Origin of the sequence: Mesorhizobium sp., assembly GCF_024509055.1 — a bacterium.
Lineage (GTDB): Bacteria > Pseudomonadota > Alphaproteobacteria > Rhizobiales > Rhizobiaceae > Mesorhizobium.
In genome coordinates, this window is the sequence record NZ_JANINM010000474.1 from 1 (window position 1) to 12,796 (window position 12,796).

Consider the following 12,796-nt stretch of genomic DNA (forward strand, 5'->3'; position numbering starts at 1 on the left):
AACGCCTGGATCAACGACTATGAGGAGGCTTTGGCCATCGGCCGGGCGATCGGCGACAAGGTGATCGTGATCGCGACCTCCACCGGTGGCTCGCTGGCGACCTGGGCCGCGACGCAGCCGGGCGCTTCCGACGGGGTCGAGGCAATCGCATTCATCTCGCCGAATTTCGGCGTGAAGGCAGCCGGCGCCGAAGTCCTCACCATGCCGTGGGGCCGGCAGATCGCTGAGCTTGTCGGCGGTAAGGAACGCAGCTTCACGCCACACAACGCGCTGCACGGAAAATTCTGGACCACGAAGTATCCGATGGCGGCGACACTGCCGATGGCAGCGCTCACCAACCTTGCCTTCGACGCGCCGGTCGAGAAGGCGACGATTCCCGCCCTGTTCATCTTCTCGGACTCCGACAAGGTGGTGCGGCCCGACCGCACGCGCGAGATCGCCGGCCGCTGGGGCGGCCCGCACGAACTGGTGCCGGTCGACAATACGGGCGACCCCGACAACCATGTCATCGCCGGCGACGCGTTGTCGCCTTCGACCACGGCCTTCCTGGCGCAAAGGATCGCTGTCTGGGTGAAGGCGCTGACAGAGCAGCAGGCAAGTCAATAAAAAGGCGGCCGGGGCATTACCCCCGGCCGCCTATTTCGTCCCGATGCCAGCTTGGCCAGAAAGGCGACTTAGCTCAAGCCGCCCGGTTTGCCGGCCGCTTGCCGCCGAAGCGGCGCTTGTTGTTGCCTCTGAAGCGCTTGGCGCCATCGCCGTTACGCTCGCCATTCGGCTTGCCGGTTGCCGCGTGTTCGCCGGCAGGCTTGCCGCCGAAACGCTTCTTGCCGTTGTTGCCGTTGCCGGGGCGCCGACCATCGCGGCGGCCGCCATGGTGCTCGCGATCGTTGGCCGGCTCGAAATGGCGCTCGGTCTTTTCCTTCGGGTCGCGCTGCGGATCAGGGCTGCCGAGGTGGTCGGCAATGACCGGCAGCTTCATGCGAATGATGCGCTCGACCTGCCTCAGCTTGGCATTCTCCGAGGGGTCGCAAAGCGTGATCGCGATGCCATCCCTGCCGTTGCGGCCGGTGCGGCCGATGCGGTGGACATAGCTCTCCGCCTCGTCCGGCAGGTCGAAGTTCACGACATGGCTGATGCCGGGCACATCGATGCCGCGCGCGGCGATATCGGTCGCGACCAGGATGCGGACCGAACCGTCGCGGAAATCGTTGAGCGCCTTCTGGCGCGCATTCTGCGACTTGTTGCCGTGGATGACGGCGGCCTCGAAGCCGTCGCGGGCAAGGTCCTTGGTGACGCGGTCGGCGCCATGCTTGGTGCGCGAGAACACGATGACGGAGCGCATCCCCTCGTCGGCCAGCATCTTCGACAGCACTTGGCGCTTCTGCTTGGTGCGGGCAAGCACCACGCTCTGAACGATTTCAGCGGCCGCGGTGCTCTGCGGGGCGACCTCGATGCGGACAGGGTTCTTCAACAGGCCCTTGGCGAGTTCGGCGATCTCATCCGGCATGGTGGCCGAAAATAGCGCCGTCTGGCGGTCCGGCGCGGTCGCCTTGGCGATGCGCTTGACGTCGTTGATGAAGCCCATGTCGAGCATGCGGTCGCCCTCGTCGAGCACCAGCCATTTGGTGTCGGCCAGGATAAGGTCGCCCTCGCGCACCAGGTCGGTCAGCCGGCCGGGCGTGGCGATCAGGATATCGACGCCGGGGCCGATCTTCTTCACCTGGCTGAAGCGCGAAACGCCGCCGAGTACGAGCGCGGTCGAGATGTGGGCGCCCTTGGCCAGCAGCTTGATCGTATCCTCGATCTGGACAGCGAGTTCACGGGTCGGCGCCAGGATGAGGGCGCGCGTCGTCTTCGGGCGGCGTTTGGTGCCGAGCCCGATGATCTTCGACAGGATCGGCAGCGCGAAGGCCGCGGTTTTGCCCGAACCGGTCTGGGCGATGCCCAATATGTCGCGGCCCTCGAGCTGCGGCGGGATCGCCTGGGTCTGGATCGGCTTCGGATCGGCAAAGCCCGCGGCCTGGGTGGCCTTGAGCAGCGCGCCGGTAATTCCAAGTGCTGCGAAACCCGTAAGTTCCGCTGTGGTTTCGTTGGTCAAAATAATCTTCTTTCAGGCGGCCGCGGCCGCAAACATCGATGGCGGCAGGGCGCAACCTGCCGTCGAAAAATTGTCAGGAAACGACAAGGCGGCGGACAGAAAGCCCGCTCGGCTGCGCTGTCGTGCCCGCGGGCATCATGCCCCGGGGCTCTTTCGCCAGCTTTGCTTGTCGACCGGTTCGATCAACCGCAAAGAGGGAAAACAGACGCAACCAGTCTCATTCGTCGAGAGGGCCGAAACGTTCCGGCCCAAGCGCCTATGCCGCTGCATATGGCCGAGTCCGGCTCGAAATGCAAGGGGCTCATGTTGCAGCGCAGCAACAACGGGACGATTGCGGCGCTTGCGCTCCCCTGCCCGCGCGATTACCACAAACGACCTTTCCGTTTTGGGGACCCGGCGATGAAGGACGTGCTGAAGGAACTCGAGCGCCGCCGCGAGGCCGCCCGCATGGGCGGCGGCCAGGATCGCATCGACGCCCAGCACAAGAAGGGCAAGCTCACCGCCCGCGAGCGCATCGAGGTGTTTCTCGACGAAGGGTCGTTCGAGGAGTTCGACATGTATGTCGAGCATCGCTCGACCGACTTCGGCATGGAGAAGACCAAGATCGCCGGCGATGGCGTCGTCACCGGCTGGGGCACGGTCAACGGCCGGCCGGTCTACCTTTTCGCCAAGGATTTCACGGTGTTCGGCGGTTCGCTCTCGGAGGCGCACGCCGAGAAGGTGGTCAAGGTGCAGGAGATGGCGTTGCGCAACCGCGCGCCGATCATCGGCCTCTACGATGCCGGCGGCGCGCGCATCCAGGAAGGCGTGGCGGCACTCGGTGGCTATGCCGAGATTTTCCAGCGCAACGTGCTCGCCTCTGGCGTCATCCCGCAGATCTCGCTGATCATGGGCCCTTGCGCTGGTGGCGACGTCTATTCTCCAGCCATGACGGATTTCATCTTCATGGTGCGCGACACCTCCTACATGTTCGTCACCGGGCCGGACGTTGTGAAGACGGTGACCAACGAGACGGTGACAGCCGAGAGCCTGGGCGGCGCTTCGGTGCACACGACCAAGTCCTCGATCGCCGACGGCGCCTACGATAACGATGTGGAAGCACTTTTGCAGATGCGCCGGCTCGTCGACCTCTTGCCGGCGTCAAACACCGCCGAGATTCCGGAGATCGAGTGCTACCAGTCGGTGACCGACCACGACCTGTCGCTCGACCGGCTGATCCCCGACAACGCCAACAAGCCGTACGACATCAAGGAACTCATCCTGAAGGTCGCCGACGAGGGCGACTTCTTCGAGATCCAGCAGAGCTTTGCCAAGAACATCGTGACCGGCTTCGGCCGTGTCGAAGGCCGCACTGTAGGGTTCGTCGCCAACCAGCCGATGGTGCTGGCGGGCGTGCTGGACTCCGACGCCAGCCGCAAGGCGGCGCGCTTCGTGCGCTTCTGCGACTGTTTCTCGATCCCGATCGTCACCTTCGTCGACGTTCCCGGCTTCCTGCCCGGCACCGCGCAGGAATATGGCGGGCTGATCAAACACGGCGCCAAGCTTTTGTTCGCCTATGCCGAGGCGACAGTGCCGAAGATCACCGTGATCACGCGCAAGGCCTATGGCGGCGCCTATGACGTGATGGCGTCTAAGCATCTGCGCGGCGACATGAACTATGCCTGGCCGACGGCGCAGATCGCGGTGATGGGCGCCAGAGGCGCGGTCGAGATCATCTACCGCAAGGATATCGGCGATGCGGAAAAGATCGCCGCCCATACCAAGGCATACGAAGATCGCTTCCTGTCGCCCTTCGTGGCGGCAGAACGGGGCTATGTCGACGAGGTGATCATGCCGCACTCGACCCGCCGCCGTGTGGCGCGGGCGCTGCGCATGCTGCGCAACAAGGACATGCAGAACCCCTGGAAGAAGCACGACAACATCCCGCTGTGAGGCGGTCGTGTCGCGGCTGGTTCTTTTCGCAGGGCAGCGCTTCGGCAGGTTTGCCATCCTTCTCTTTGTCCTGCCGCTCCTGGTGCCGCTTGGCGTCTGGCTTTACTTCCTTGACACGCATCCGCTTGTCATCATCGCCGGAGGCGCCGTTGCCATACCGGCTGCGATGCTGTCACTCGTCTTGCTTATCGGGATGGTCTTTGCAGGTTTTCGGCGTCGCAAGATCGAAGGCGTCTCAAGACAATCGGTGCCGCGCCTTTGGCAGATGTGGGAGGATCTTGCCGGCAGGTGCCGTGCATCGCGTACGAAGATTGTCCTGAGCCCCGATCTCAATGCCAGCATCGGTGAGGAGCGACCGTTCCTCGGCCTCCTCGGCCGCTGGTACACCCTGACCATCGGCATCCCGCTGCTCGCAGTCACCGACGAGCCTGCGCTCGCTGCCATCCTTGCACACGAGGATGCGCATCTCAGGAACAAGGACACGAATGGCGGCCTCAACATGGCTGAGTTCGACAGTTGTTTCGAGATGATCTTCGACTACGCGCCGCCCGGCAGAACTGTGTCGGGCACCGTCTTTTATTGGATGCTCAGCCCGCTTTCCAAAACGCTTGAGCGTGAGGAGAACAGGCTGTCGCGGCGCGCCGAGATTGAAGCCGACCGACACGCGGCCCAAACCGGAGATGCCCTTGGCGCCGCTCGGGCATTGCTCTTGGTCGGCGCGGCCAGCATGCTTTTCAAGGAGCGGGTCGACGATCCGCTCAGGCGTGAGCTGCTTGGCTCGATGACAGCGCCAGAGCCGCCACTTGCTCGAACGCTGAAAGCCGCCCTCGACCTGACCGACGCTGGGGTGCTGGGGACATTTGTTCAAAAAGCATGGCATGAGCCCGACGACGAAGCGTCGGACCATCCACCGTGGCCGGAGCGTCTGGCCGCGCTGGGGTACAACTCTCCTCCGACGATAGAGCCGGTTCGAGAAACCGCCCTGTCAAAGTTGCTTCGCGACGACACGATAGCGGAGCGCATCCGTCATTTCGACGGTGAATGGACATCGAGGGTCTCTGACCACTTGGATCGGTAAAACTTGCTCGGGCTGGTCGTCGGGTCGAGATTTCCAATGACTAATCATCGCGACATTGTGCGACTGATTGAGCCGTCCCGAAGGCTGGCGCTTTCATGACGGACCACGTTCGCGGGCTCGTCCGGCAGGGTGGAAGACGCGCGCCATCAGCGAGGAACGGCCGCGCGATGCGATGGCGGCGATGGTGGAAAGTGGCCGCCGCAATTCGCCTAGGAGCGTCCCCATCCCTCCATGAGTTCGCGAAGCACCGGCACGATGGCCTGCGGCAGATCTTCGGCAATTAGTCCCGGGCCGAACCGGCTGCCGGCCTCAGCGTGGATCCAGACTGCCGCGCAGGCGGCTTCGAAGGCCGGCATGCCTTGCGCCAACAATCCGGCGGTGATGCCCGACAGCACGTCACCCGAGCCCGCTGTGGCGAGCCAGGGCGCGCCATTGCTGTTGATAGCGGCGCGGCCATCCGGCGATGCGATGACGCTGTCGGCGCCTTTGTAGACGATCACGGCATTGGCGCGCCGCGCGGCCGCGCGTGCCCTGGCCAGTTTGGAAATGGTCTTGTCGCCTGCAATGTCCGGGAACAGCCGTCCAAACTCTCCCTCATGCGGCGTCATCACCAGAGATGGCGCGCCAGGCTGTCGAGCCGCCTCGAACAGTGACTCGGGCGCGTCGCGAAACGAGGTGATGCCGTCGGCGTCGAGCACCACGCCCTCAATACTGGCTTCGCCCTTTCTCACGTCCAGCAATGCCAGGGCAAAGTCGCGTGCTTTCTCGCCGACGCCAAAACCTGGACCGAGCACGAAGGATGAAGGGCGACGATCGCCGAGGAACTCGCCGAGGTCGGCAAGCGTGTCAGCCTTGCTCAGCATGATCGACGTCAGGTGGGTCGCGTTTACCTGCATGCCGTTCGCCGGCGACAGCACCGTCACCGCCCCTGCCCCGCTTCTGGCGGCCGCAAGCGCCGACAGCCGCGCGGCGCCCGTGGCCGATGGCCCGCCGGAAAAGACGCTCGCATGGCCGCGCCGGTATTTATGCGTGTCGACGGCGGGCAACGGGAGTTGGCCTTGCCATAGTGACGGCCCGTTCTCGAAGGTGCGCGGCGCGACCTGATCGATGATGCCGTCGCCAATGCCGATGTCCGCAAGGACGACCTCGCCACATCGCTCGCGTCCCGGCAAAAGCAGGTGCCCCGGCTTCTTTCGCGCGAAGGTCACGGTGACGGTCGCGCGAAATGCCGTGCCCAGAATGTCGCCGCTCTCCCCGGAAACGCCGGAGGGCAAGTCGACCGCGACCACGGGCAGGTCGAGATCGGTCACAGTCTCGACTGCCCTGGCTGCATCGCCTGACAGCGGCTTCGACAACCCTGCCCCGTAGAGCGCGTCCACCACCAACGATCCAGGGTCCGCCGCGAAGGCCGATAGCGATTGCCGGTCCACGGCACATTCAGCCGCCGCGAGCGCGGCGTCGCTATCCGCACGCGGCTCCCCCGACACCCACATTGCAACGTCGACACCAGCCTCGGCCAGAAGCCGCGCCACGACATAGCCGTCACCGCCATTGTTGCCGGGGCCGCACAGCACGTGGACCTGCTTCGCGGCTGGACAGCGCGCCAGCACCACGGCAGCCACCGCTTCGCCGGCGCGCTGCATCAGCCCATAGCCGTCGAGCGGTCCGGCCGCGATCGCCAGCCGGTCGGCCTCGGCCATTTCGGCCGGCGAGAGAAGTTCGTTGCTCATGGGATTGCCGATCCTGTTCCGATCAAGCATTGTCCAGTTTTCGGTTCTAGGCAAACAGCAACAGCGCCGCCGGCAGCGGCGACATCCGAGGGGATTGCCTGCAAATTGCGCGACCTGCCCAAATTTTGCGCAGACTACCCGAGCGGCGATGTATAGGCTTTAAGCGCCAATGACGCATCCGGTGCAGCAAATGACGCGATTGTGCATCCGGACGCGGCACGGCGCCGAATTCGCCTGGCGCCGCCTCTGTCTGCGGGAACTGGCACGGTTCGTGCTTGATGGAGGCGCAAGCGGGGCGCACAACCCGTCTTTCTGGCAGTGGAGGCCACTTTCTACATGAAAAAGATCGAAGCGATCATCAAGCCATTCAAGCTGGACGAAGTGAAGGAAGCGCTTCAGGAGGCCGGACTGCAAGGCATCACCGTCACCGAGGCCAAGGGTTTCGGGCGCCAGAAGGGCCATACCGAGCTCTACCGTGGCGCCGAATATGTCGTCGACTTCCTACCCAAGGTGAAGATCGAGGTGGTGCTCGGGGACGATGCCGTCGAGGGCGCGATCGAAGCGATCCGCAAGGCTGCACAAACGGGGCGCATCGGCGACGGCAAGATCTTCGTCTCCAACATCGAGGAAGTCGTGCGCATCCGTACCGGCGAAACCGGCCTCGACGCTATCTGACGTTCAGATTTCCAACTCTCTCCTCCTCCTCAAGACACGTCATCACACAGGGAAGATATGACATGACGACAGCCAAAGACATCATGAAGCAGATCAAGGACAACGACGTGAAGTTCGTCGACCTGCGCTTCACCGATCCACGCGGCAAGCTGCAGCATGTGACGATGGATGTCGTCGAGGTCGAGGAAGACATGTTCGCCGATGGCGTCATGTTCGATGGCTCGTCCATCGCCGGCTGGAAGGCGATCAACGAGTCCGACATGGTGCTGATGCCGGATACCGATACCGTGCACATGGACCCGTTCTTCGCCCAGTCGACCATGGTCATCCTGTGCGACATCCTCGATCCGGTGTCGGGCGAGGCATACAACCGCGACCCGCGCGGCACCGCCAAGAAGGCCGAAGCCTACATGAAGTCGGAAGGCATCGGCGACACCATCTATGTCGGCCCGGAAGCCGAGTTCTTCGTGTTCGACGACGTCAAGTACAAGGCCGATCCCTACAACACCGGCTTCCGTCTGGACTCGACCGAGCTGCCGTCCAACGACGACACCGACTACGAGACGGGCAACCTCGGCCACCGTCCACGCATCAAGGGCGGCTATTTCCCGGTGCCGCCGATCGATTCCGCCCAGGACATGCGCTCGGAAATGCTGACCGTGCTTGCCGAGATGGGCGTGCGCGTCGAGAAGCATCACCATGAGGTCGCCGCCGCCCAGCACGAACTCGGCATCAAGTTCGACACGCTGGTGCGCAACGCCGACAAGATGCTGATCTACAAGTATGTTGTGCATCAGGTCGCCAACGCCTACGGCAAGACGGCGACCTTCATGCCGAAGCCGATTTTCGGCGACAATGGCTCGGGCATGCATGTGCACCAGTCGATCTGGAAGGGCGGCAAGCCGACCTTCGCCGGCAACGAATATGCCGGCCTGTCGGAAAGCTGCCTGTTCTACATCGGCGGCATCATCAAGCACGCCAAGGCGATCAACGCCTTCACAAACCCGCTGACCAACTCCTACAAGCGTCTGGTGCCGGGCTATGAGGCGCCGGTTCTGCTCGCCTACTCGGCGCGCAACCGCTCGGCCTCCTGCCGCATCCCGTTCGGCAACTCGCCGAAGTCGAAGCGCGTCGAGGTCCGCTTCCCCGATCCGGGCGCGAACCCCTATCTCGGCTTCGCCGCCATGCTGATGGCCGGCCTCGATGGCATCAAGAACAAGATCCACCCCGGACAGCCGATGGACAAGGATCTCTACGACCTGCCGCCGAAGGAGCTGAAGAAGATCCCGACCGTCTGCGGTTCGCTTCGTGAAGCCCTGCAGAGCCTCGACAAGGATCGCGGCTTCCTGAAGGCCGGCGGCGTCTTCGACGACGACCAGATCGACTCCTACATCGAGCTGAAGATGGCCGAGGTGATGCGCTTCGAAATGACGCCGCACCCGGTCGAGTACGACATGTACTACTCAGTCTGAGCGACGGCATTTTCGAAAAAAGAACCCCGGCGAAAGCCGGGGTTCTCGCATGGACAGGCTGTCGGAGGGCTGACGCCTATCCCGCAAGCTCGTCGGGGCCGTGCAGCGTCCAGTCGGCGCGTCGGGCCAGGAACAGCAGGTAGTAGACCGCGGCGACGGCCATGATCGCCAACGTCGCGATCAGGCTCGGGCGCCCGAACGAGGCGTCGAGCCAGTTCTGGTAGGCGACGTAGACCAGCGCCACGAAGGCGAGGATCGCCGGCACCGGGAACAGCGGCATGCGGTAGTGCCCGCCCGAAGTCGAGCCGTTGCGCCGACCGGCGAAGACCGCCACGCAGAGCAGCGCATAGATCACCACCAGCGACGTACCGCTGACCACCAGCAGCAGGTTGAGGTCGATGAAGCAGGCAATCGCCGACAAAACGACCACCACGATGGTTGCGATCCATGGGGAGGCATAGGTGCCATGGACGGACGCTACCGCGTTGTTGATGGGGCCGAACCAGGTCTTGTCACGGCCGGAGCTGAAGAGTAGCCGGGCTGCCTGCAGGATGATGGCAATGACGGCGTTGAAAATGGCCACAGCGATCGCCATGCTGATCGCCACCGTCAGCCAATGGCCGCCGCGCGCCTCGAGGAAATATTCGATCTTTTGCGGTGCGGCGAGCAGCCCGACGAGATCGGGCGAGCCGAGCAGCACGGCGGTGAGCGGAATGAGTTCGGCCGCAACGGTGATCACGAGCGCCCAGAGCACCACCTTGCCGATGTTGCGCTTGGCGTCATGCGTTTCCTCGCCGAAATAAGCTGCCGCCCCATAGCCGTTATAGGCAAAGAGCGAGACGGCGGTGGACGCCAGGATGATGGCGGCTGATGCCGGCACCAGCGCGTTGGTCGTGGTGTCGAGCAGTTGCGGCGATGTGAACAGGCTCGACAGCGGCCGCTCGACATGGGCGAAGCCGAGACCGGTCAGGATCAGCAGCGCCAGCATCTCGATGCCGAGGAAAATGCCGGTGACGAAGGCATTGACCTTGATGCGCAGCGCCGCGACGGCGCCAGCCAATATGATGGTCACCACGCCGACCCATTGCGGGCTGAGATTGGGGATGATGACGCCGAGATAGGTGCCGACGCCGAGCGCGATGACGGCGACGATCAGCACGATCGAGACGAACACCAGCACCAGCGTGACGAAGCCCCAGAAGCGGCCGAGCGTGCGGCCGATCATGGTGTATTCGCCACCGGCCATCGGATAGGCCGACGACAGTTCGGCATAAACAAAGGCCATGAACAGACCGATGACGGCCGCGATGACAAAGCTCAGGAATGAGCCCGTGCCAGCCAGCGCGATGACGCCCGGCACGATGATGAAAACCGATGATGCAGGCGTAACCGCCGAAAGCACGATCATCAGCGTGCCCAGCGCATTCAGTGCCCGGTCGAGGCCCTTTGCGCCGGAAGCGGCCTTGTCGGCGGCCGCTGTTGTGGCTTCGTTTGTGGACATTGTCCTCCCCTTTTTTTAATTGGATAAAAATTATTATCCGCAATGGAAGCTAGCCATATCGACACTCAGCGTCAATAAATATGCGATATCCTGACTTGCAAAAATCCACAGGCCAGTTTTTATTGAATCAAATTCAGGAAACAGAAATGGGCAGACCGAAGACACAGACCGACCGCCGCCTGACACTCGTTGCGGCCGCGGAGTCGATGATCGCCAAGCGCGGTCTTGCGGGCGTCACGTTGCGCGACGTCGCCAATGAGGCGGGGATGAGCTCGAGCGCCCTGCTCTACTACTACCCGGGCCTCAAGGAGCTGCTGGACGACGTGCAGGGAAAGGCGGTCGAACGCTTCTGCACGCAGCGCGCGGCGGTTGTCGCGGCGATCGCCGATCCACGCCAGCGGTTGAAGACGATGCTCGAGAGCGGGCTGCCGACGGACCCCGACGACCAGCTCTGCCGGCTACTGCTCGAGCTCGGTGCCTATTCGCGCTCTGATGCCAGTTATGCCGCGCGCCACATCACGCTCTTCGAGCGCCAGGTGGCAATCTATGTCGGCATTCTCGAAGCGGGTGCGGCCACCGGCGTCTTCAAGCTGAACGTGGCGAGCGAGATCATAGCGCGTGGGTTGGTCGTGCTGGAAGACGGCCTCGGCCTGCATCTCGTCAACGTCGTGCCGGCTGTCGACCACGCATCGGCGCTGGCAATCCTCACCAATTACGCGGAATTCGCAACCGGCTGCAGCCTCGGCTGAGCCGGCCTTGATCAAACGGAGCATATTGCAGCATGGACCGACTGCCGACCTCGACCACCACGCCGACCGGCAAAGCGCGCGCCAGGAGCCTCGGCATTCCGCTGCCGGGCATCCCGGGCCCAGCCAACGCCATCACCGATGTCGACGGGGTGTTGCTTGGCTATGCGACCCTCATCAAGGGCGACGGCAAGCTCAGCCTCGGGCACGGCCCGGTGCGTACGGGTGTGACGGCAATCCTGCCGCTCGGCCGCGACGGCGTCGGCATCTCCTGCGCGGCCGGCTATCACTCCTTCAACGGCAATGGCGAGATGACTGGCGCTTCATGGCTGGAGGAAGCGGGCAGCCTGAGCATGCCGATCCTGATCACCAACACCCATGCGGTCGGCCCTTGCCACCGCGGCGTCATCGATTGGGTCGCGCGCAACAAGCCGGAAGTCGCCAATCAGTGGCTGCTGCCGGTCGTGGCCGAGACCTGGGACGGCTATCTCAACGATATCAACGGCTCGCATGTCACCGTGGATCACGCGATGGAAGCGATCGACAATGCCGCCGGCGGCGCTATCGAGGAAGGCTCGGTCGGCGGCGGCACCGGCATGAACTGCTATGCCTTCAAAGGCGGCTCCGGCAGCGCGTCGCGTATCGTCGACTACGGCCACCGCTCCTATAAGGTCGGCGTCTTCCTGCAGGCCAATTTCGGTTCGCGCGGCGAACTTAGCATTGCCGGGGTGCCGCTTGGGGTCGAACTCGCCGCCGACAATCCGATGGAGGCCTATTTCAGCGGCGGGCCGACCGGCGCCGGTTCCTGCATCGGCATCGTCGCAACCGACGCGCCGCTGCTGCCGGGCCAATGCAAGGCGCTTGCCCGGCGCGTGCCGCTCGGCCTGGCGCGCACTGGCACCGCCGGCTCGCATTTTTCCGGCGACATCTTCCTCGCCTTCTCTACCGCCAACCGCGATGCGCTCAACGGCCGCTTCCCGAAAGGCGCGCCGACCGAGCAGAGCTACAGCCACATGGATTTTGTGCCGTGGGGCCGCATGGACGATTTCTATACCGCCGTGGTGCAGGCGACCGAGGAGGCCGTGCTCAATGCGCTGATCGCCAATACCGACATGGTCGGCCGCGACGGCAACCGAACGCCTGCCCTGCCGCATGCCGAGGTCGTGGCAGCTCTGAAGTCGCGTGGTGTGATCGCCGGCTGAGGGCTACGGTCCGGCCCACCACCCGCAGGCATGCAAAAAAGCCCCAGCGTTTCCCGCTGGGGCTTTTTGTATCGTTGGAAGGTCGCCACAGCGCCGGCTGATGCCCGCGCCGCGCGAGGCATCAGGCCGCCGCTGAAACCTTCGCGTCGGTCGCAACCTGCGAGATCGTCTTCAGGACCTGCGAGGCGATCTGGTAGGGGTCGCCCTGCGAGTTCGGGCGGCGATCTTCCAGATAGCCCTTATAGTCGTTCTTGACGAAGGAATGCGGGACGCGGATCGAGGCGCCGCGGTCGGCGACGCCGTAGCTGAACTTGTTCCACGGCGCGGTCTCGTGCTTGCCGGTCAGGCGCTTGTCGTTGTCC

At 63.9% G+C, this 12,796-nt stretch carries 10 protein-coding genes and 1 pseudogene; 7 read left to right on the forward strand and 4 right to left on the reverse strand.

Translation table 11 applies throughout. The annotated features are described in order from the left end of the window. Positions 1-606 (forward strand): alpha/beta hydrolase (locus Q0L57_RS27440; protein ID WP_296746210.1); only part of this gene is annotated, 606 nt, incomplete at its 5' end. 73 nt (positions 607-679) lie between these two features. Here the strand turns inward: Q0L57_RS27440 and Q0L57_RS27445 are convergent. After that, positions 680-2,098 carry a DEAD/DEAH box helicase gene (locus Q0L57_RS27445; RefSeq protein WP_296746211.1) on the reverse strand — a complete coding sequence of 473 codons (1,419 nt, stop codon included), beginning with the start codon at positions 2,096-2,098 and terminating at the stop codon, positions 680-682. Between the two features lie 399 nt (positions 2,099-2,497). Here Q0L57_RS27445 and Q0L57_RS27450 point away from each other — a divergent pair, with 399 nt between their 5' ends. Together Q0L57_RS27450 and Q0L57_RS27455 are read left to right on the forward strand one after the other, a co-directional pair. Further along, positions 2,498-4,030 carry an acyl-CoA carboxylase subunit beta gene (locus Q0L57_RS27450; RefSeq protein ID WP_296746212.1) on the forward strand — a complete coding sequence of 511 codons (1,533 nt, stop codon included), beginning with the start codon at positions 2,498-2,500 and terminating at the stop codon, positions 4,028-4,030. Positions 4,031-4,037: 7 nt separating this feature from the next. Then, entirely contained in the window at positions 4,038-5,108 is a 1,071-nt protein-coding gene (locus Q0L57_RS27455) for a M48 family metallopeptidase (protein WP_296746213.1), read from the forward strand. 209 nt (positions 5,109-5,317) lie between these two features. Here the strand turns inward: Q0L57_RS27455 and Q0L57_RS27460 are convergent, their stop codons facing one another. Next, the gene (locus Q0L57_RS27460) at positions 5,318-6,838 is read right to left on the reverse strand and encodes an NAD(P)H-hydrate dehydratase (RefSeq protein WP_296746214.1); all 1,521 of its coding nucleotides are present in this window, start codon (positions 6,836-6,838) and stop codon (positions 5,318-5,320) included. A 336-nt stretch (positions 6,839-7,174) separates the two neighbouring features. On the opposite strand from Q0L57_RS27460, the gene Q0L57_RS27465 reads away from it, so the two are divergent. Next, positions 7,175-7,513 carry a P-II family nitrogen regulator gene (locus Q0L57_RS27465; protein WP_296746215.1) on the forward strand — a complete coding sequence of 113 codons (339 nt, stop codon included), beginning with the start codon at positions 7,175-7,177 and terminating at the stop codon, positions 7,511-7,513. Between the two features lie 62 nt (positions 7,514-7,575). Continuing rightward, positions 7,576-8,985: a type I glutamate--ammonia ligase gene (gene glnA, locus Q0L57_RS27470; protein ID WP_296746216.1), complete on the forward strand. Its 1,410-nt coding sequence runs from the start codon at positions 7,576-7,578 to the stop codon at positions 8,983-8,985. A 76-nt stretch (positions 8,986-9,061) separates the two neighbouring features. Here the strand turns inward: glnA and Q0L57_RS27475 are convergent, their stop codons facing one another. Next, positions 9,062-10,486: an APC family permease gene (locus Q0L57_RS27475; protein ID WP_296746217.1), complete on the reverse strand. Its 1,425-nt coding sequence runs from the start codon at positions 10,484-10,486 to the stop codon at positions 9,062-9,064. Positions 10,487-10,632: 146 nt separating this feature from the next. Here Q0L57_RS27475 and Q0L57_RS27480 point away from each other — a divergent pair, with 146 nt between their 5' ends. Both Q0L57_RS27480 and Q0L57_RS27485 read left to right on the forward strand, forming a co-directional pair. After that, positions 10,633-11,235, forward strand: a complete 603-nt coding sequence (locus Q0L57_RS27480) for a TetR/AcrR family transcriptional regulator (RefSeq protein ID WP_296746218.1) — start codon at positions 10,633-10,635, stop codon at positions 11,233-11,235. Positions 11,236-11,267: 32 nt separating this feature from the next. Continuing rightward, positions 11,268-12,434, forward strand: a complete 1,167-nt coding sequence (locus Q0L57_RS27485; RefSeq protein ID WP_296746219.1) for a P1 family peptidase — start codon at positions 11,268-11,270, stop codon at positions 12,432-12,434. Between the two features lie 121 nt (positions 12,435-12,555). Here Q0L57_RS27485 and Q0L57_RS27490 read toward each other — a convergent pair. Continuing rightward, a pseudogene (locus Q0L57_RS27490) lies at positions 12,556-12,796 on the reverse strand (glutamine synthetase); the annotation flags it as partial.